This is a genomic window from Priestia sp. FSL P4-0332 (assembly GCF_038005845.1).
In the GTDB taxonomy this organism is placed as follows: Bacteria; Bacillota; Bacilli; order Bacillales; family Bacillaceae_H; genus Priestia.
In genome coordinates this window covers 5,039,389-5,059,003 of the sequence record NZ_JBBOUA010000001.1, presented here as the reverse complement: position 1 = coordinate 5,059,003, position 19,615 = coordinate 5,039,389, and the positions used below count along the sequence as shown (strand labels likewise).

The window sequence follows — 19,615 nt, the reverse complement described above, 5'->3', positions numbered from 1 at the left end:
TTCATGCAAAATAAAAACGCCCTTAACAGCGGGTTAAGGACGTTTTTCACTATTTATTAGATAGAAGCTAATTCTTTTTCAAGAGCTACGTCTACTGACACATAATCATAACCTAAATCATGTGCAACTGCTTCGTACGTAATGGCTCCGTTTGCAACGTTCACTCCTAATTTTAACGCTTCGTTTTGAGCGATTGCTTTGTGAACACCTTTAGAAGCAATTTGAAGTGCGTAAGGTACGGTTACGTTTGTTAAAGCAATTGTTGATGTGCGAGGAACTGCTCCCGGCATGTTTGCAACTGCATAGTGTACAACCCCGTGCTTTTCATAAGTCGGCTGATCGTGTGTTGTAATGTGGTCGATTGTTTCAACGATACCACCTTGGTCGATTGCTACGTCAACAATAACAGAACCTGGCTTCATTGTTTTCACCATTTCTTCTGTTACTAGTTTTGGAGCTTTTGCACCTGGGATTAATACTGCGCCAATCACTAAATCTGACTCTGCTACTGCATCCGCAATATTGTAAGGATTTGACACTAGCGTATTGATTTGGTTGCCAAAGATATCGTCTAATTGACGTAGGCGTTCAGGACTTAAATCAATAATTGTTACATCAGCACCGAGACCGATTGCGATTTTTGCAGCATTTGTACCAACACCGCCGCCTCCGATAATCGTTACTTTTCCGCGGCTAACTCCAGGAACACCCGCTAATAAAATTCCTTTTCCACCATTTGATTTTTGAAGGAATTGAGCACCGATTTGAGCAGCCATACGTCCTGCTACTTCACTCATAGGTGTTAATAGAGGCAATGTACGATTTACTGCTACTGTTTCATAAGCAATGGCTGTTACGCCGCTATCTTTTAATGCTTTTGCTAGTGCTGGTTCAGCTGCTAGGTGAAGGTATGTGAATAAGATAAGACCTGGTCTAAAATAGCCGTATTCACTTGCTAGTGGTTCTTTTACTTTCATAACCATTTCAGCTTGTGCCCAAACGTCAGCTGCTGTCTCAACAATTTCAGCTCCAGCTTTTACATAATCTTCGTTTGTGAAGTTACTTCCAATACCCGCTTCATTTTCAATTAATACACGATGACCTGTACCAACAAATGATGCTACGCCTGCTGGTGTAATCGCTACTCGGTTTTCGTTGTTTTTGATTTCTTTTGGTACGCCAATAATCATGATTAATTTCCCCCTTGGTCGTTTGTGTACCTTTAGTATAAAGAAAGTTTTATGAAATTTCTTTGTCTAGAAAGAAGAATTGAAGAAGTGGTTTTTGTTTAAACACACAAATGTAAACGCTTACTTATTAGAATTTTTAATTTTTGTGTAAGGATATCTAACATCATAAGGGGATAAAAAGAGCTGTTCATTTATTTTCTAATAAACGAATAGCTCAATGTTAAAAGAAGTTACATTATCTGTTATTTTTTATATTTCATTAACTTAATATCAATATAAAGAGTCATTTTTTGATTAACGTCCTTTAAGTTAATATCACCAATCTCTGAAATTCGCTTTAATCGATAGCTAAGTGTATTCATATGCACATTTAATTCTTTTGCTGCTTCGTTAATGTTATTATCATTATTTAAAAATACTTCGAGAGTCTCCACCAAGTTACTATTATGACGAAGATCGTAATCAGTTAGCTTCTTTAAAGAATGGTTTTCAAATTGATCTTGCACGCGCTTCTCTAAAATAACATCAAGAAATTGATAAATACCTAATTCCTGATAGTTAATAATCTCTTTCGTTTCTTCTGGAAACTTACTTTTCATATCTAATACGTTCAAGGCTTCTTTATAACTTTTTTCGATATGATCGTGCGATGAATAAATACTGCTGCAGCTGGCTTTAATTTGAGTAACATCAAAGCGTTCATACATGTTGCCTCTAAAATAGTCTGCAAAATCTCGCTGTTCATCAAGAGGGTTTTCAACCGCATCCAAAGAAAGCAGTAAGATTAAGTCATTGCAATCAATCGTATAAAGAACGATTTTCAAGCGATGCATCGTTTTTAGCATATACGAGATTTGACGTTCAGCTTCAGGCGTAATATCTTCTTGGAAGCGGAAGATAGCAATGGAAAACGTTGATGGAGCTGTAATTTGAGCTTCATAAAACGCTTCTGAAATTTCCTGGCGAGACTTAATGTGACCAGTTAATAATTTCCAGAATAATTCCTGTGAACGTTCCTCTCGTTTATACTTTCGAATTTGAAGCTGTAGCAATTTATTTTTTAATACATTCGCAGCTTTTTTTAATAGCTCTACTTCTTCGTTGCCTAAGGCTTTCTCAATTTCAACAGCCCAGATGAATCCTAGAACTTCTTCATTTTTCCAGATGGAAATAGCTATACGATCTCCAAGTCCAATTTCATTTATATTTTTCACACGCACAGGTTCATTTGTCTCAAGCAGTTTAGGAATAATGCCTTCTTTCCATAAGTTGTTGATGACTTTTTCCGGAACTCTTCTTCCAATAATCGTGGCAATACGCGCCTGGTCCGTTCTTTCGTCATGGGTGCTATAAGCTAATAAGCGATGATTAGCATCTTCAATGGTAATAGGACAGTTCAATACTTCGCTAATGCGATCAGCGAATTCTTCAAGCGTATCAAAATTTTCCTTGAACGGATCTTTGATTGGTTTCGTCATATATAAAATCCCTCTTCATAAAACAAAATAAGTACTAGTACAGCTTTTTTAGCTGCAATAAATATAGTAAAACGGTAACAACCGTGTTGATCATCAATTCATTGAAATGATTAACTGCTTAATATTTTAACAAAAGTAATTGTTTAAGAAAATGTTAAAATGCGTCTAAAGGTAGTTAAGAATGTACGGATGATTAGTAACTGCGTTCATTTCGCTTATTTTATCGAAATTTTCTTCAAAATAATCAATGTTCGGTGAGCATGATTCTTTTCAAATGTGTATAATAAAACGTATGATTATGGTTATATCAAACTTGAATCTGTAACTTTCTTTATGATATGTTCAGTTACGATTAGGTTGACCAATTCATATTACACATGAAGGGAAGAATTTAACATGGCAAAACAACAAATCGGTGTTATCGGTTTAGCGGTTATGGGGAAAAACTTGGCGCTAAACATTGAGAGCAGAGGCTATTCTGTTTCAGTTTATAACCGCTCTCCTGAAAAGACAGAAGAGTTCCTAAAAACAGAAGCAGAAGGTAAAAATTTTGCAGGTACATACAGTGTGGAAGAGTTTATTAATTCTCTTGAAAAACCGCGTAAAATTTTATTAATGGTTAAAGCTGGTGCTGCTACAGATGCAACAATTGATTCGTTAAAACCATACTTAGAAAAAGGCGACATTTTAATCGATGGCGGAAATACATTCTTCCAGGATACAATTCGTCGTAACAAAGAGCTAGAAGAATTAGGTATCCATTTCATCGGTACAGGCGTATCCGGCGGAGAAGAAGGTGCATTAAAAGGACCTTCAATCATGCCTGGCGGACAAAAAGAAGCATATGAACTTGTAAAACCAATCTTAACAGCTATTTCAGCGAAAGTTGAAGGCGATGATTGCTGCACATACATTGGACCAAATGGTGCAGGTCACTACGTAAAAATGGTTCATAACGGCATCGAGTACGGCGATATGCAGTTAATTTGTGAAGCATACTTCATTATGAAAAACGTATTAGGTTTAGAAACAGATGAACTACATGAAGTATTTGCTGAATGGAATAAAGGCGAGCTAGATAGCTACTTAATTGAAATCACAGCTGATATCTTTACGAAAAAAGATGAAGAAACAGGTAAAGCACTTGTAGACGTTATTTTAGACACTGCAGGTCAAAAGGGTACAGGTAAATGGACAAGCCAAAGTGCGCTTGATTTAGGTGTACCACTACCAATCATTACGGAATCTGTATTTGCGCGCTTTATTTCAGCTATGAAAGAAGAACGTGTAAAAGCAAGCAAAGTATTGAGCGGTCCAAATGCAGCTGCATTTGAAGGTGATAAAACCGAATTAGTAGAAGCAATCCGTAAAGCATTGTACATGAGTAAAATTTGTTCATATGCGCAAGGGTTTGCTCAAATGAAAGCAGCTTCTGAAGAATATGACTGGAATTTACAGTACGGTGATATTGCAATGATCTTCCGTGGTGGTTGTATCATCCGTGCACAATTCTTACAAAAAATTAAAGAAGCTTACGATCGCGATGCAGATCTAACAAACTTATTATTAGACCCATACTTCAAGGATATCGTAGAAGGCTATCAGTCGGCTCTTCGTGAAGTTATTTCAATTGCGGTTAAACAAGGTATTCCTGTACCAAGTTTCTCAAGTGCATTAGCTTACTATGACAGCTACCGTACAGAAACGTTACCAGCGAACCTTTTACAAGCGCAACGTGACTACTTCGGAGCTCACACATATCAACGTGTTGATAAAGAGGGCGTATTCCATACTGAGTGGTTAAAATAAAAAACAAGAAAAGCAGCTGTATACTACAGCTGCTTTTTTTATTTACTCTTTAGGTGAGAAGTTGTCTTCGCCGACTGGCCACCAGTGAAAACCGTCTTCAGCAAGCAATGCATCTGATTCTTTTGGTCCCATTGAACCTGATTCGTAGTTCGGGAAGTTTTGTGCTTTTGTGCTTTCCCATGCTTCTGAAATGGTATCAACAAACTTCCAAGAAAGGGCTACTTCATCCCAGTGAGTAAAGTTCGTTGCATCTCCAAGCATGCAATCATAAATAAGGCGCTCATAAGCTTCCGGTGTATTCATTTTATCTCCACAGTTATTGCAATAGTTCAAGTTAATTGGTGTGGACGATGTTGAACCCGGCGTTTTACGCGCGTTTAAGTGAAGCGTAATGCCTTCTTCCGGTTGAATATGAATGACAAGCAGGTTTGGGTGAATTTCTTTATCTTTATTGAAGTACAGGTTCATTGGTAAGTCTTTGAACTGTACAACAATTGTCGTTGCTTTTTCTTTCATGCGTTTACCTGTACGGATATAAATTGGTACGCCAGCCCATCTGAAGTTATCAATCATAAGCTTACCAGATACAAATGTAGCGGTATTAGACTCAGGATCAACCGAGTTTCCTTCGCGATAGCCGATCACTTCTTCTCCTTCAAGTACACCTTTGCCGTATTGGCCTCGTACAAAATAATCATCTACTTCATCTACTGATAAAGAGCGAAGAGCACGCAATACTTTTACTTTTTCACTGCGAATTTCTTCCGGTGTTAATTTAATTGGCGGTTCCATTGCAAGCAGGGCCACCATTTGAAGCATATGGTTTTGTACCATATCTCGAAGGGCACCTGAAGATTCATAGTAACGGCCACGGTCTTCTACACCAAGCGTCTCGCTAGACGTAATTTGGATGTTTGAAATGTATTGGTTGTTCCACATCGGTTCAAATAGAGCATTTGCAAAACGGATAACTTCGATATTTTGCACCATTTCTTTACCGAGGTAGTGGTCGATACGATAAATTTGATCTTCCTTAAATGCATGGCGAATTTGTTCATTTAGTTCTTTAGCAGAAGGATAATCATGGCCAAACGGCTTTTCAATGACTAGGCGACTCCAACCGTCTGTTTGTGTTAAACCTTCATTTTTTAAATTCGAAGCAATTGTTCCGAAAAATTCAGGTGCCATTGCTAGATAGAAAATACGATTTCCAGGCACGTTGTATTGCTCATCAAGGCTTTCTGTTAGGCTTTTTAATTCTTGATAAGAAGCGACATCTGTTACGTCAAACGGTTGGTAATAAAAATGTGAAGCAAACTTTTCAATGTCAGCGTCACTGTTTTTGAAACTGCTCACTGATTTTTTTACATTTTCGCGTAATTCGTCGTTAGTCCAAGGTCTTCTTGCGACACCAACAACAGCGAAATCTTCCGATAGTTTGTTCGCTTTATATAAGCGGAAAATAGAGGGGAATAACTTACGTTTTGCTAAATCACCTGTAGCGCCAAAAATTACGATAATGGATTTTGGTTGTACATTTGTCATTACTTCTAGGACCTCACTTTGTCGTAGTTACGTTCAATTTTTTTCCGCTTTAACAGACAACACTTAAATGAAATCTGGGGATTCATTGCCCGTTAAACTCGGCCTTTATAAACAAACGAATGATTGCTTGTTTACCTTTTCCTTTATGTATAGAACTACTAATAAATTGTAACGATTTTAAAGGGTTAACGCAAATAGATTAAAACAATTTGTAGTTATTATTCCATGTTTTTAACAAGTTTAAAAGTATTTTGTTTCGAATACGGAGAAAAAGCTACCGTTATTTTAACAGTAGCTTTTCTCATTTATTTATATTGATACAGGGAACCGATAGATTTTTTTGTTGAAAATGGCAAGTCAGGGCTATCGGCGATGATAAAAATAGGACAGTGCATTAAAAGTGGATGTTTTTCGAAAAAAGAAGCATCAGCGTAATAGATGGACGATAGAATAACAGGGAGCTGTTCTAAAAAGTGAAGGTAGCGTGTAATGGTTCCATCTGTTGATGTATGTGCACCGATATAATAATACACAGTAAGGGAATAAAAACCTTTATCAAAGACGAAGGATGCTAAATATTCGTTCCGCTCTTTTTGCATATGATCGTAGGCAAATTCAATGCCGATTTGAATGGAAGGAACAGAAGTGTGTTGACCTGGGAAAACGGTGTATTTTCTTGGTATCATCGGTTCAACGGGTGTAACACCCAGGCTGTAGGTTACGTCTATTTGGTGGGGATTGCTGATGATCATATGGAATCCCTCCTTTAATATAAAAATACACTCTTTATAAGTGTATACAAAGTTTCATTGAACATGACAATATTAAAATATGCCCAGGCTCTCAGCATATTTAAAGCAGGCAACGTTTGAGCAGGGGGCAGAGTTTACGATAAAATAACAAAAAAGATTATTATGAGGTGATAAGCAATGAGTATTTTAAAAAATGACTGGGCTCCTTTATTAGAAGAAGAATTTCAAAAAGACTATTACATACAGCTTCGAGAATTCTTAGTGGATGAATATAATCACCACACCATTTACCCTGATAAATATGATATTTTTAATGCTTTACACTATACGGATTATAAAAATGTAAAAGTGGTCATATTGGGACAAGATCCTTATCATGGACCAAATCAAGCGCATGGACTGAGCTTCTCTGTTCAACCAGGAGTAAAAACACCGCCTTCTTTAGTGAATATTTACAAAGAGCTGAAAAATGAAATGGATTATCACATTCCGAATAACGGTTATTTAGTCAAATGGGCAGAACAAGGCGTTCTTTTGCTTAACACTGTTTTAACGGTTAGAAGAGGAGAAGCGAACTCTCACAAAGGAAAAGGGTGGGAGCAGCTGACGGACCGTATTATTGAATTAGTGGCACAAAAAGAGGAGCCAGTTGTGTTTTTGCTGTGGGGCAAGCATGCACAAGCTAAAAAAGAGCTTATTCACCATTCGCACCATTTAATTTTGGAAAGCCCGCACCCTAGCCCATTTTCGGCTAATCGAGGCTTTTTTGGCAATAATCACTTTCAACGAGCAAATGAGTTTTTGCTCCAATACGGACGTCAATCCATTGATTGGCAAATTGACGATGTGTAAAAGTGAGCATTTCATGAAGATTAGCTTCAGACATAGCCTCCTATTTCATCTTTTGATAAAATAGCTGTATAAAGTCATATTGAATGTAAGATGAGGTGTCTACATGGATATAAAAATGGCGCAGCTCCTTGATAAAATTAGTGCAGAAGTACAAAAAGCAAAGCACCATTCGAATAGTGCGAACGTTCGAGATCAATTGGTTGCCATAAAAGCACTGTGTGAGCTTGCATTAGATCAAAATGGAGAGGTTTCAGTATCGAAACCTGTCTCGGTTTCAAAGCCTGTTGTAATGTCTTCACCGGAAATGATGCAATCTCCTGAGATTATGCAGCAACAGATTATTCAGTCATCCAAACCTAATTTTGAGGGAACGAAATTGAAATCAGATGATGCAAATGGCGATAGTCTGTTTGATTTCTAAAGTGAGGAGAAAAACATGAAACTATTTTTAATAATCGGTGCAATCAATGCGATGTTAGCGGTTGCTCTTGGTGCTTTTGGAGCACACGGGTTAGAAGGGAAAATTTCAGAGAAGTATTTAGAGGTATGGAAAACGGGAGTGCAGTACCAAATGTTCCATGCAATGGGGCTGTTTGTCATTGCGTTTCTATTAAGCAAATTTCCTCAATCTTCTCTGTTAACAGCTTCGGGCTGGATTATGTTCGCGGGGATTGTGCTGTTTTCAGGCAGTCTCTATGTATTAAGTACGTCCGGTATTAAAGTTCTCGGCGCGATTACTCCGCTAGGTGGAGTTGCGTTTATTGTGGCTTGGATTTTAATTGTTGTTGCAGCTGTAAAATGGCTATAAAAAAACCCCTGAAAAGGGGTTTTTTTAACGCGGAGAATAATTGCTCAACTGCTGGCCTCCACCGCTAAACGGATAATTATATTTGATTGGACCCTCAAAAGTGATGTAATCGAGATAAACCATAAGCAGTAAATAACGAGTGCCAGTTTGTGGATCACTTAAAATGATATGATCGCGTCCGGCTGCTTCAATTTCCCCTCTAAAGACTTTCGCGTTCCACTGCGTATTATTTTCAAACGTCATATATACAGTCGCTATTTTTCCTCGATTTAAACGTAAAATATTTTCAATATATGATTCTTCAATGGGCAGTTGATTTGGGTCTTGCGGAGCACCACTGCCTCCAGAAGAGGTAGGGGGCGGACCTCCTTGGCTTTGCCCTTGCCCTTGAACCTGCTGGCCGCCTGGCTGGGGCTGCTGCGGCTGAGGCATATAATAAGGGTAGTTTGGACTCATATACGGATTTTGCATATATTGCTGTTGCGGTTGATTAGACTTTGGTTTTTTCATAGGAACCTCCTTCAAACAAAAAGAAATTAGTAAACTCCTGGACAATCAGCTTGAGTTGGTGCAAAGAAACAGTGAGATTTAAATCGTCCTGTGTTATTTTGGTTATACCATTGAGCAGGACAGTCGCCGCTGGGCTTGAAAAACCACAGTGAGTTTTCCGCGGGGTTAAAACGTTCCCCTCTTAATACACGTCGTGCAAGTGTAATTTCAGACTGGCGGGCACGCTGATAAAAGTAGCCTTTTTGAGTTGCTTCAAATCCGCCTGGGTTTTGAAACACCATCTGACGAATGGTTCTTATATTTCTAAAATCTAAACAGGGAGCTTTAGCGCGGTTCACGCCTACATTTCCTACCAGTAACATCCCTTGTTTTCCTTCACTTTCAGCTTCAGCTCGAATGAGTCTGGCTAGGAGCTTAACATTTTCTTCGTTGTGTGCAACGACTGCCATTATCCCACCTCGCTTACTTGTGACACTGTTGTATATATATGGTCCTGTAAGTGCGAATATGCCATGGCTAGAAAATAAAAAACCTGTTTCCACTTGGAAACAGGTTTTTTAGATAAAGCTCATTGATATTTATTGCTCTAGGCGTTACAAAAGCGATGAGCGCTTTTGCGGCTTAGTTTAAACGTGTAAAAAACGTGCAATAGCTTCTTCTTTTAATAAATTTCCGACAAAGAAGCTGCCAAATTCCCCGTAGCGAGCACTTACTTCGTCAAAACGCATTTCGTATACTAATTTTTTAAATTGAAGTACGTCATCTGCAAAAAGAGTAACGCCCCACTCATAATCATCAAAACCAACAGAACCCGTAATGATTTGCTTTACTTTTCCAGCGTATTGACGTCCAATCATTCCATGACTGCGCATTAAGCTGCGGCGTTCTTCCATAGGAAGCATGTACCAATTGTCATTTCCTTGACGACGTTTATCCATTGGATAAAAGCAAACATGACTAGCTTTTGGTAAAGTTGGATATAGTCTAGCTTGGATTTGAGGATTTTCATAAGGATCCTCCCCAGCAGGTAAGTAGTTGCTTAACTCAACTACTGATACGTATGAATAAGTAGGAATGGTAAACTCAGCAAGCTTTGTTTTATTAAATTCTGTTTCAATTTCATTTAGTTCTTCCATAGTAGGACGAACAAGCATTAGCATAAAGTCTGCTTTTTGGCCGACAATGGTATATAAAGCATGGCTGCCTTGCTTCTCAGCTTCAGTTCCTTTCCATTTCTCAATCAAACCTAAAAATTCATGGATGGCCGCTTGGCGATCGTCGCTTGATAACTGCTTCCAAGCGCCCCAATCGATTGAACGGAAATCATGAAGTGCATACCAACCGTCTAATGTTTGTGCTGCTTCTGCCATTTCGTTTCACTCCTATTGTCCGATTATGATAAATTCCAATTCTACTATATCATAGTTTGTCCGAAGAACTGGAATGAAAAACCTGTGATTTTGTGACTAAACTTTAAACAATTGTCGCAAAGTAAAAACAGGTTTTATTTTAGGTGTTAGCGGAAAATTAAGAATTAAAAGACTTTTTTGTAATCATGGATTCTTGAAGGACATGCCTTTGATTTTTAAAAAAAGTGGAGTATCCTATTATGAGAAAAGTTTTTTACATATCGAGGAGGATTTACTTTGAGTGATTTATTTACAGGTTTAAAACAAAAAGTATCAGCTAGCGATGTATCAATCGTATTCCCAGAGGGATTAGATGAGCGCGTATTAGGTGCTGTTTCTCGTTTAGCTGCCGACAATATCTTAAAGCCTATCGTTGTTGGAAACAAAGACGCTGTAGCATCAAAAGCAGCAGAACTAAACGTAAAATTAGACGGTGTTGAGGTTTTAGATCCTCAAAGCTACTCTGAATTTGATGAAATGGTAGCAGCATTTGTTGAGCGTCGTAAAGGTAAGGCAACAGAAGAAGATGCTCGCAAAATTTTATTAGATGAAAATTATTTTGGCACAATGCTTGTTCATATGAACAAAGCGGACGGTCTTGTAAGCGGAGCCGCTCATTCTACAGCAGACACAGTGCGACCTGCTCTACAAATTATCAAAACAAGACAAGGTGTTAAGAAAACATCTGGCGTATTTATCATGGTTCGTGGCGATCAAAAATACGTATTTGCTGACTGTGCAATCAATATTTCACCTGATAGCCAAGATTTAGCTGAAATTGCTATCGAAAGTGCTCGTACAGCTGAAATGTTCGATATTGATCCTCGTGTTGCTATGCTAAGCTTCTCAACAAAAGGATCAGCAAAATCTCCGGAAACAGAAAAAGTAGCAAACGCAGTAGAAATTGCAAAAGAATTAGCACCAAGCGTAACATTAGACGGCGAATTTCAATTCGACGCAGCATTTGTTCCTTCTGTAGCTGAAAAGAAAGCACCAGGTTCAGTGATTAAAGGAGATGCAAATGTATTTGTATTCCCAAGCCTTGAAGCAGGTAACATTGGTTACAAAATTGCACAGCGCCTAGGAAACTTCGAAGCAGTAGGTCCAATCTTACAAGGTCTAAACAAACCAGTAAACGATCTATCTCGCGGTTGTAACGAAGAAGATGTGTACAAGCTTGCTTTAATCACAGCAGCTCAAGCATTGTAATAAAAAAACTCCGTCCTAGGGCGGAGTTTTTTTATTCGGCTAATGAACCTAATGCTTTTTCGTTGCGGTCATACATGCGCTGCAGCTGCGTCTCAAACAGCTCTTGTTCAGTAGCATTTAAAGGCATATTTACAAGAGAAGAGCTCATACTATTCAGTGTTTGCAATAAAAGCAGCATGACATCAGATACAGTTAACTCAATCTGTAATAGTTCAGATAGAGAAGCCATTGTGTGAGGCTCGATATCTGGGTATGAAAATTTAGTTTCCGTGTTTTGGAGACCTTTTTTGTAAAACTCTTGAATGAGAGAAGCACGCTTAGAACCGCTTCCTTTAACGCATAAGTAAATTTGTACAGCCACTCCGCCGCGAACGCGTCGCTGTGAAATGCCTGCAAACTTTTGATTGCGAATGCTTAAATCGAAGCTGCCGGGACAATAAGAGCCTACGATTTCCTTCGCTTCAATTGCTGTCCCGTAAGATGCAAACATGACCTTAATCAAATCAAACATGGCTTCATATCCACGATCAATATCAATTCCTTTTTCTGCATCAGGAAAAATTAAAGAAATGTTTAGAACATCCTGATCAAGTACGACAGCGAGGCCGCCTGAATTGCGGACGATTGTTTTATATCCTTGTTCATGTAAATAAGCTGCACCTTCAGCTAAATGAGGGAGCTTTGTATCTTGGATGCCTAATACAATCGTATCGTGATGCACCCATGAGCGCATGACAGCTGGAGATTCACCTCTTCCAACGGTTGTACAAAGCGTGTCATCGATGGCAAAAGAATGACGGGCATCAAAATGAGGACCTAGACTGGATTGATCAATAATACGCCAAGCGGGCTGTGCTAAAAGCTTTAAACTATTCTGCTGCATATCTCAAACCCCTTTATAAACAGTAAACGAACATATTATAGCATAAAGGCGTCGTGTCATTGGCTGTAAAATAGAAAAAGAAGAAAGAAGAGCCAAGTTTGACATCCCTCTTTCTTCGTTCATGTAGCTTATTCAGCCATTTTCTCAAGATTTCCGTTACGATCCATTTTAAATGTAGTAGAAGAACGTTCTTCTTCATCGAATAGAGCTAACTTTCGCGCACGGTTCATGATTTGCATTAATGTTTCATAGTCTTCTTGAATAGTAGTAGCATTTGCCTCGAGATGTTTGATTTGTTTTTCCAACTCTGTGTTTTTCTTAGCTAATTCTGTATTTTCTTGCATCAAGCGTTTGTTTTCGCTTTGCAATGCCTGTAAATTGCTCGCTTGATTTGGCATTGTTTGCAAAAAGCGAATAACGTCAGCTATTGAAAGCTCTTCACTGCTGCTTTTTTCTACTTGTGTTTCAGATAAGCTATATGTTGCTGTAGGTGCAGACATCATTTGTTCCACATGCTCTACAGATGCTGGTGGCGTATATAATAATTTCTTTTTGCCTTGCTCTTGTCCAAGTGCACGCATGCGCTGTTTTCGCTGTTTTTTGGCTAGCTGAAGTGCTTTTTCATACTGATGGCGTACCACAGCATTCCATCTGAATCCACATGCTGCTGAAGTGCGATTTAATTCATCTCCAACTTCTTCAAACGCATTCAGCTGCGTACTTCCTTCGCGGACATGGCGCAATACTGTTTCAGCTAATAATAAGTCGTTTTCTTCTGTCCAAGCATCTTGTCTATCTTTCACTTTGTTCACTCCTCTATTTTCCATGACTCATAGTAATCATGTTTTGTAGTATCATCATGTACAAAAAATCCATACTTTATACCATTTCTTCTAGGAGTATGATAGATTTTGCTTTCTTCTTTAACTTGCATCGGACTTCAAATAGGGGTAAAATACCCCTTAGACAAAATGATGAACCAATTTTGAAAGGATTGTGTCAACATGGCAAATGAATTTAGAATTTGTGATGATTGTCAGGCAACAAACGTCAAAACGTTGTTACCTCGACTTAAAAAAATAGATGAACAAGCTGAAGTACAAATCGGCTGCCAGTCTTACTGTGGACCCGGACGTAAAAAGTCATTTGCATTTGTAAACAACCGTCCTGTAGCAGCGCCAACAGAGGATGAATTAATCGAGAAGATTGAGAAAAAAGTAAAAAAATAGATAGTGAAACAATAAATAGCTGCTTTTCTGCTACTTATTTGTCGAACGAGCTTCTTACAAACAGAATCGCCTTGTTTGTTAGGTAAATCACCTTGGTTGCTTGACAAGGTGATTTTTTATTCTGAATAGGAAAATAGGAAGTAAGTGTCGAAAAATTATAGCAACAACAAAGTGAAGATAGAGAGGTATGTAAATGACATATCCTAATGAAAAACTCAGTGAAGAAAAAGTATTTAAAGATCCTGTTCACCGCTATATCCATGTAAGAGATCGTGTTATTTGGGAGCTAATTGGGACAGCCGAATTTCAAAGGCTGCGTCGTATTAGACAGCTAGGAACGACATACTTAACGTTTCATGGGGCTGAGCACAGCCGTTTTAGTCATTCCTTAGGTGTTTATGAAATTGTGCGCCGTATTATTGATGACGGTTTTCAAGGACGCCCTGAATGGAATGAAGATGAGCGTCTTCTTTGTCTTTGTGCTGCTTTACTGCACGATTTAGGTCACGGTCCGTTTTCACATTCGTTTGAGAAGGTTTTCCACTTAGACCATGAAGAATTTACACAAGCCATTATCGTAGGTGACACAGAGGTAAATCAAGTGTTAACGAAAGTAGGAAAGGATTTTCCTAAAAAAGTGGCTGAAGTAATTGCGAAAACATATGAAAATAAGCTTGTCGTTAGTTTGATTTCCAGTCAAATTGATGCAGATCGCATGGATTATTTGCAGCGTGATGCGTATTACACAGGAGTAAGCTACGGTCATTTTGATATGGAGCGAATTCTGCGTGTTATGCGCCCTCGGGAAGACCAAGCCGTGATTAAACACAGCGGTATGCATGCGGTTGAAGATTATATTATGAGCCGCTATCAAATGTACTGGCAAGTGTATTTTCATCCTGTTACGAGAAGTGCTGAAGTGATTTTGACAAAAATTTTACATCGTGCAAAAGAGCTCCATCATCATTACTATGAGTTTAAGCAGGAGCCAACTCATTTTTATTCGATTTTTGAAGAAGAAATATCGCTAAAAGAGTATTTGAAATTAGATGAATCTGTTATTTTATTTTATTTTCAAGCGTGGGAAGAAGAAGAGGATGAAATTTTATCTGATCTATGCCGAAGATTTATGAATCGTCAGCTTTTTAAATACATTGAGTTTAATCCGAATTCACAAATGAAGATGTGGATGGAGCTTACAACATTATTTAAAAAAGCGGGCATTAATCCAGATTATTATTTAGTCGTCGATTCTTCAAGCGACTTACCATACGATTTTTATCGACCGGGTGAAGAGGAAGAGCGTTTGCCGATTCATCTGTTGATGCCAAATAATGAAGTGCGTGAATTATCACGTCAGTCGGAGATTGTTGAAGCAATTTCAGGGAAAAAGAGAACCGATCATAAATTATATTTTCCACAAGATCTCATTGATCAATTGTCGTCTAAGCGAAAAGTTAAAGATCAGATTATAAACTTACTAAAAGGAGATCAGAGTTAAATAGTATAGGAGTTGAAGGGGCTGTGTTAAACGATCACGCAAAGATTGTGAAAGTATTTTCCGCGGCGGGAGAAGTTGTTGGCAGAAAAAAGTTACAAAAGATGATATTTATCGGAAAAAAGCTGAAGTTTCCTTTTTATGAAAAGTATAATTTTCACTTTTTTGGACCTTATTCTGAGGAATTAACGCTTCGAATTGAAGAGCTGTGTAACTTAGGCTTTTTAAGTGAAGTTAAAGAGAAAAAAGGCGGGTATATGCAGTATCGCTACGTATTAACAGAAGCGGGGGAAGGATTTCTAAGCCACTATGACTTAGAACTTCCTCACTTGCAGGAATGTATGAAGGATATGAACGAACAAAGCTCGAAATTTTTGGAGCTTGTCTCTACGATTTTATATTTCGATAATTTACCGAAAGAAGAAGTAAAAGAAAAAGTGTTTACGTTAAAGCGTAAGCAAAACTATACAGAAGAAGACATTTCAGAAGCATACAAATATATTGAAAAACTTCAGGCAACGCTGTCTGTCCATTAAAAAAATGCCATAGGTTCATTCCTATGGCATCTTTTTTATGTAGGCGTTATTGATCGCTCATGCGTTTGCCCGCTACAGCGTAATGGTTTTTAGACATTTCTTCGATGATAATGGATACTTTTTCAGGTGCTGCACCTGTTGTTTCAACAACAGCATCCGTTACTTTTTCAACAAGAGCTCTTTTTTGATCATCTGTACGGCCCTCAAGCATTTTAACAGTTACAACTGGCATAATGTGTACACTCCTTTTTGATCATTATATGATTAGTGTACCCGTTTTCTGAATAAAATGACAGTATGAGATAGTGATGGAGGCCATAATCTGTAGTATACTTTTATAATAACATCGATATAAAAAAACAGGTGTGCCTAAAGGAAGCACATCGCTGGTCTTTGAGAACTTTTAGGGCATATTTGAAGAAACCTTGTATCTTTCTTACCGCAAAAAAAGATTCATCTAGTAGATGTGATAGGTAGAAATTATTTTAAAATAAAGGAGATAAAGAGTGGAACATTTTTTAGCTTTTTCATTGCAAGACCTTCCTTACGTGGTAATGACGCTTATTGTTGCATTCACGCTGCATGAGTTCGCACATGCGTATGTAGCTTATTTATTTGGAGACCACACGGCTAAAAAGCAAGGAAGGCTAACGCTTTCTCCGCTGGCTCATTTAGATCCATTTGGAACGCTTTTGTTAATCATCGCAGGTTTTGGGTGGGCGAAGCCGGTTCCTGTTAATCGCTATTTCTTTAAAAAGCCACGTTTAGCTGGTATTCTAGTATCGATAGCGGGACCGTTTAGCAATTTGGTGCTGGCATTTATCGGCTTGCTTATTTATTATTTGATGAATAACGCCGCAGTGGACAATGATGCGCTTTATCGTTTTGTTACATTATTTATTCAAATAAACCTAACGCTAGGTGTATTTAACTTGTTGCCTTTTCCGCCTTTAGACGGCTACCGCGTGATTGAAGATCTCGTTCCGCCGTCCACGCGAGCCAAAATGACGCAGTATGAGTCTTGGGGCATTTTTGTATTTTTGATTCTTGTGATTACACCTCTGGATCGAATTGTGATCTGGCCGCTTCTAAACGGAGCAGCAATGTTTGTTATGAATATCTTTCAGCAGATATTAGCACCACTGATTTAATGAATAGAGGAGGCTTACTATGACTCAGTCAAAAAAGAAAAGTATAGGATTTAATATCATAAAAGACGATTCAACCGACGGCCACGGCGGTTACGGGGTTGGAGCGTTAAGTTTAGAAAACATTTCACCAGTTTTTGTTTGTCCGAGCGATGAAGAAGTATTTGTGGATATCGGTGCGATGCATGCAAGAAGTGTAGTGGAAAAAGGAATTAAGTTCTTACCGAATAAAGACGAGGTGCCAAACGGCAAGTTATATTGGCTTGTGTGGGTAACAATTGATCGCAAGCAAGAAGGACCTTACTACGCAGGTATGACAGCATGTGAAATGACCGTTGATCGTGAAATACGCCGCGGCTATAAGTCACTTCCTGAACATGTAAACAAAATGGATAAATCCTTAAAACGACGCATTATGGTGGAAGAAATGGATAGCAAGTCTAAGGATTTGCTTCGTGAGTTTTTGAAGTCTCATAATGAAGAAATTTGGACGTTATCTAATGATGACTTAAAAGAAGCGCTTCAAACATCGTAATGCTAAAAAAGCTTAAGGCCTTGGCCTTAAGCTTTTTTTAATCAAACCATTTGGGTAACCAGTGAAACTTTTTATCTTCTTTTTCACGCTCTTTTTTCTTCGTTTTTGCTGCATGATCGATGTGGTCAGTACAATATGTTTTTGGCTGTGTTCCAGTTAAATAATAAGCTTTATATTGAACAGGGCATGATTTGGATGCTAACTTTCCATTTTGAGGATTAATGTTTACGCTCATTAATCCGTTTGGTGCTTTAAACTTTTCTTTTTTCTTCCCTTTTAAAGCATCTTCCATAAATAATGCCCACATTTTTTTTGCGTATCCTTTTTCAGCTACATCATCCATTGTCCTTCCTTGATCATATCCAACCCAAACGCCTGAAACGAGCTGAGGAGAGTAGCCAATCATCCAGCTGTCCGTAGAGGTTGTGCCGGATTTTCCCGCGTAAGGACGAGATACATATTTAGAAATAGGCTTTCCAGTGACGGTTGTATAGTCATTTAGCTTTTGATTAAACATGCCTGTCATTAAATGGGTAGTAAGAAAAGCATAGCGCTTATCAATGACTTGTTTCTGTTCGGAAGGAGCTTGATAAACAACTTCTCCGTCATGGGTTTCAATTCGTTTAATAAATGTTGGACGAATTTCTTTTCCGCCATTAGCAAAGATGCCGTACGCATTAACCATATCAATGACTTTGACAGGCGAAGTTCCAAGAGCTAAAGATGGAACTTTCTTTAAAGGTGATGATATTCCAAGTGTTTTAGCAGTTTCAATCAAGCGGTTTTCCCCAATGAACAAATGCGTTTTTACGGCATAAATATTATCTGAAAGCGCGATGGCTTGAGCCATTGTAATAGGAGCATCTGCATAATAATTGTGATAGTTACTAGGCGTGTATGTCGAAACGCCATCTTCCAATTTGAACGTCGTTTCTTCACTTTTCATTGGAGTAGATTCAGTAAAACCATCTTTTAACGCCGCATAGTATAAAAATGGCTTCATCGTTGAGCCAGGCTGTCTTATTGCTTGAGTCGCGCGATTAAACGGGCTCTTTTCATAATCTCTTCCACCAATAAGAGCTTTCACTTGTCCATTTTTAGGATTCATCGCAACAAATGCACTTTGTACGTCTGAAGAGCTGCTGATAACATCCTTCATTTTTTCTTCTGCCGTTCGCTGCATCTTTTCATCCAGCGTTGTATAAACGCGAAGTCCATTTGTGTAAATCATGGTTTCATCAATGCCTAAATCTTGCTTTAATTCTGCTAGCGCTGCATCCATAAAGTAAGAAGCATCTTCTTTATTAGGATCTTTTTCGGCAGGCTTTGCGAATGCTAGAGGTGTTACAAGCGCTTTTGTTGCTTGCTTGGCTGTAATAATTCCATCCTCTTTCATAAGAGATAAAATGATATTTTGTCGTTTTTTTGCATTTTCTTGATGAATAAGAGGAGAGTAGTAGCTAGGGCCTTTTGGAATACCTGCTAACATACTCGCTTCACTTAACGTCAAATTTTTGGCGTGCTTATCAAAATACAGCCTAGCTGCAGCTTCAATTCCATAAGCTCCATGACCGTAGTAAATCGTATTCATGTAGCCTTCTAGAATTTGGTCTTTACTATAATTCATTTCTAACCGAATCGTATACAGAGCTTCTTGAAGCTTTCTAGTCCACGTTTTGTCGTGCTCTAAAAACAAGTTTCGTGCATACTGCTGAGTAATGGTACTCGCACCCTGTACTTTTCCCATAGCTTTTATATCAGCTACAACTGCTCCGGCGATTCGATGCATATCAAAGCCGTGATGCTCATAGAAGCGCTTATCTTCAACGGCTAAAGTCGCATCTTTTACGTAAGGTGAAATTTGATTAAGTGAAACCCAGTAGCGCTTTTGTCCATTGTGAACTTCATCAAGAACTTTACCGTTTGCTGAGTAGAAAACAGCTGTTTGAGAAACGTTTAGCGGAGGGGGGCCAGCGATTTTGGCGTAGAGAAAGATGCTTATGTAGGCAAACAATAATAAAGCCCCCGCTAATATACCAAGGACGAGAAGAATTCGGAAGATGCGTCTTGCCTTTTTTAAATGTTCGGTTAATACCGTTTCCATTTCTATTCACCACCAATATGTGTCACTATGCACCGTACATGTTGTTTTCAACACAACAAAATTCTATTAAAAGAGCGATGCAAGTAGATTCTAAAGCTTGTATCTATCATCAGTATGAAA

Annotated in this window: 21 protein-coding genes; 10 read left to right on the top strand and 11 right to left on the bottom strand. The window is 38.4% G+C overall.

Annotated features, from left to right (window positions below):
• Positions 1–56: 56 nt before the first annotated feature.
• Together ald and MKY06_RS26525 are read right to left on the bottom strand one after the other, a co-directional pair.
• Positions 57–1,190 carry an alanine dehydrogenase gene (gene ald / locus MKY06_RS26530; RefSeq protein ID WP_013059863.1) on the bottom strand — a complete coding sequence of 378 codons (1,134 nt, stop codon included), beginning with the start codon at positions 1,188–1,190 and terminating at the stop codon, positions 57–59.
• Positions 1,191–1,432: 242 nt separating this feature from the next.
• Positions 1,433–2,668 (bottom strand): PucR family transcriptional regulator, encoded by a 1,236-nt coding sequence (locus tag MKY06_RS26525; protein ID WP_025601831.1) that lies wholly within the window; start codon positions 2,666–2,668, stop codon positions 1,433–1,435.
• A 396-nt stretch (positions 2,669–3,064) separates the two neighbouring features.
• On the opposite strand from MKY06_RS26525, the gene gndA reads away from it, so the two are divergent.
• Positions 3,065–4,477, top strand: coding sequence for an NADP-dependent phosphogluconate dehydrogenase (gene gndA / locus MKY06_RS26520; protein WP_013059861.1), 1,413 nt, complete (start codon positions 3,065–3,067; stop codon positions 4,475–4,477).
• A 42-nt stretch (positions 4,478–4,519) separates the two neighbouring features.
• On the opposite strand, the gene zwf is transcribed toward gndA, so the two are convergent.
• Positions 4,520–6,022 carry a glucose-6-phosphate dehydrogenase gene (gene zwf / locus MKY06_RS26515; protein ID WP_029319439.1) on the bottom strand — a complete coding sequence of 501 codons (1,503 nt, stop codon included), beginning with the start codon at positions 6,020–6,022 and terminating at the stop codon, positions 4,520–4,522.
• A gap of 305 nt (positions 6,023–6,327) precedes the next feature.
• Positions 6,328–6,774 carry a staygreen family protein gene (locus MKY06_RS26510; protein ID WP_013059859.1) on the bottom strand — a complete coding sequence of 149 codons (447 nt, stop codon included), beginning with the start codon at positions 6,772–6,774 and terminating at the stop codon, positions 6,328–6,330.
• A 177-nt stretch (positions 6,775–6,951) separates the two neighbouring features.
• On the opposite strand from MKY06_RS26510, the gene MKY06_RS26505 reads away from it, so the two are divergent.
• The 3 genes from MKY06_RS26505 (at position 6,952) to MKY06_RS26495 (ending at position 8,434) form a co-directional block, all read left to right on the top strand.
• Complete coding sequence (locus tag MKY06_RS26505; RefSeq protein WP_057275270.1) at positions 6,952–7,626, top strand: uracil-DNA glycosylase; 675 nt, start codon at positions 6,952–6,954, stop codon at positions 7,624–7,626.
• A 103-nt stretch (positions 7,627–7,729) separates the two neighbouring features.
• On the top strand, positions 7,730–8,047 hold the full coding sequence (locus tag MKY06_RS26500) for a YwdI family protein (RefSeq protein ID WP_029319435.1): 318 nt from the start codon (positions 7,730–7,732) through the stop codon (positions 8,045–8,047).
• A gap of 15 nt (positions 8,048–8,062) precedes the next feature.
• Complete coding sequence (locus tag MKY06_RS26495) at positions 8,063–8,434, top strand: DUF423 domain-containing protein (protein WP_013059856.1); 372 nt, start codon at positions 8,063–8,065, stop codon at positions 8,432–8,434.
• A 24-nt stretch (positions 8,435–8,458) separates the two neighbouring features.
• Here MKY06_RS26495 and gerQ read toward each other — a convergent pair whose 3' ends face one another.
• The 3 genes from gerQ to hemQ form a co-directional block, all read right to left on the bottom strand.
• Positions 8,459–8,944, bottom strand: coding sequence for a spore coat protein GerQ (gene gerQ, locus MKY06_RS26490; RefSeq protein ID WP_029319433.1), 486 nt, complete (start codon positions 8,942–8,944; stop codon positions 8,459–8,461).
• A 26-nt stretch (positions 8,945–8,970) separates the two neighbouring features.
• On the bottom strand, positions 8,971–9,393 hold the full coding sequence (locus MKY06_RS26485; protein WP_289920439.1) for a cell wall hydrolase: 423 nt from the start codon (positions 9,391–9,393) through the stop codon (positions 8,971–8,973).
• A 177-nt stretch (positions 9,394–9,570) separates the two neighbouring features.
• Positions 9,571–10,314 (bottom strand): hydrogen peroxide-dependent heme synthase, encoded by a 744-nt coding sequence (gene hemQ / locus MKY06_RS26480; protein ID WP_013059854.1) that lies wholly within the window; start codon positions 10,312–10,314, stop codon positions 9,571–9,573.
• Positions 10,315–10,590: 276 nt separating this feature from the next.
• On the opposite strand from hemQ, the gene pta reads away from it, so the two are divergent.
• Positions 10,591–11,562, top strand: a complete 972-nt coding sequence (gene pta / locus MKY06_RS26475) for a phosphate acetyltransferase (RefSeq protein WP_013059853.1) — start codon at positions 10,591–10,593, stop codon at positions 11,560–11,562.
• 31 nt (positions 11,563–11,593) lie between these two features.
• On the opposite strand, the gene MKY06_RS26470 is transcribed toward pta, so the two are convergent.
• Both MKY06_RS26470 and MKY06_RS26465 read right to left on the bottom strand, forming a co-directional pair.
• Positions 11,594–12,445 (bottom strand): lipoate--protein ligase family protein, encoded by an 852-nt coding sequence (locus MKY06_RS26470; protein ID WP_013059852.1) that lies wholly within the window; start codon positions 12,443–12,445, stop codon positions 11,594–11,596.
• A 128-nt stretch (positions 12,446–12,573) separates the two neighbouring features.
• Positions 12,574–13,248 carry an RsfA family transcriptional regulator gene (locus tag MKY06_RS26465; RefSeq protein WP_289920435.1) on the bottom strand — a complete coding sequence of 225 codons (675 nt, stop codon included), beginning with the start codon at positions 13,246–13,248 and terminating at the stop codon, positions 12,574–12,576.
• A 201-nt stretch (positions 13,249–13,449) separates the two neighbouring features.
• Between MKY06_RS26465 and MKY06_RS26460 the strand changes: the two genes are divergently transcribed.
• The 3 genes from MKY06_RS26460 to MKY06_RS26450 all read left to right on the top strand — a co-directional run bounded on the left by MKY06_RS26460 (position 13,450) and on the right by MKY06_RS26450 (position 15,708).
• On the top strand, positions 13,450–13,674 hold the full coding sequence (locus tag MKY06_RS26460; protein WP_013059850.1) for a DUF1450 domain-containing protein: 225 nt from the start codon (positions 13,450–13,452) through the stop codon (positions 13,672–13,674).
• A gap of 193 nt (positions 13,675–13,867) precedes the next feature.
• Entirely contained in the window at positions 13,868–15,175 is a 1,308-nt protein-coding gene (locus MKY06_RS26455) for an HD domain-containing protein (protein ID WP_013059849.1), read from the top strand.
• 23 nt (positions 15,176–15,198) lie between these two features.
• A complete protein-coding gene (locus MKY06_RS26450; RefSeq protein WP_029319424.1) occupies positions 15,199–15,708 on the top strand; it encodes a YwgA family protein in 510 nt (169 codons plus the stop codon).
• Between the two features lie 46 nt (positions 15,709–15,754).
• On the opposite strand, the gene MKY06_RS26445 is transcribed toward MKY06_RS26450, so the two are convergent.
• Positions 15,755–15,940, bottom strand: coding sequence for a 2-hydroxymuconate tautomerase (locus MKY06_RS26445; protein ID WP_013059847.1), 186 nt, complete (start codon positions 15,938–15,940; stop codon positions 15,755–15,757).
• 274 nt (positions 15,941–16,214) lie between these two features.
• Between MKY06_RS26445 and MKY06_RS26440 the strand changes: the two genes are divergently transcribed.
• Positions 16,215–16,859, top strand: a complete 645-nt coding sequence (locus tag MKY06_RS26440; RefSeq protein WP_013059846.1) for a site-2 protease family protein — start codon at positions 16,215–16,217, stop codon at positions 16,857–16,859.
• Between the two features lie 19 nt (positions 16,860–16,878).
• The gene (locus MKY06_RS26435; protein WP_013059845.1) at positions 16,879–17,391 is read left to right on the top strand and encodes a YwhD family protein; all 513 of its coding nucleotides are present in this window, start codon (positions 16,879–16,881) and stop codon (positions 17,389–17,391) included.
• A gap of 37 nt (positions 17,392–17,428) precedes the next feature.
• Here MKY06_RS26435 and MKY06_RS26430 read toward each other — a convergent pair whose 3' ends face one another.
• A complete protein-coding gene (locus MKY06_RS26430) occupies positions 17,429–19,495 on the bottom strand; it encodes a transglycosylase domain-containing protein (protein ID WP_289920428.1) in 2,067 nt (688 codons plus the stop codon).
• Positions 19,496–19,615: the final 120 nt, after the last annotated feature.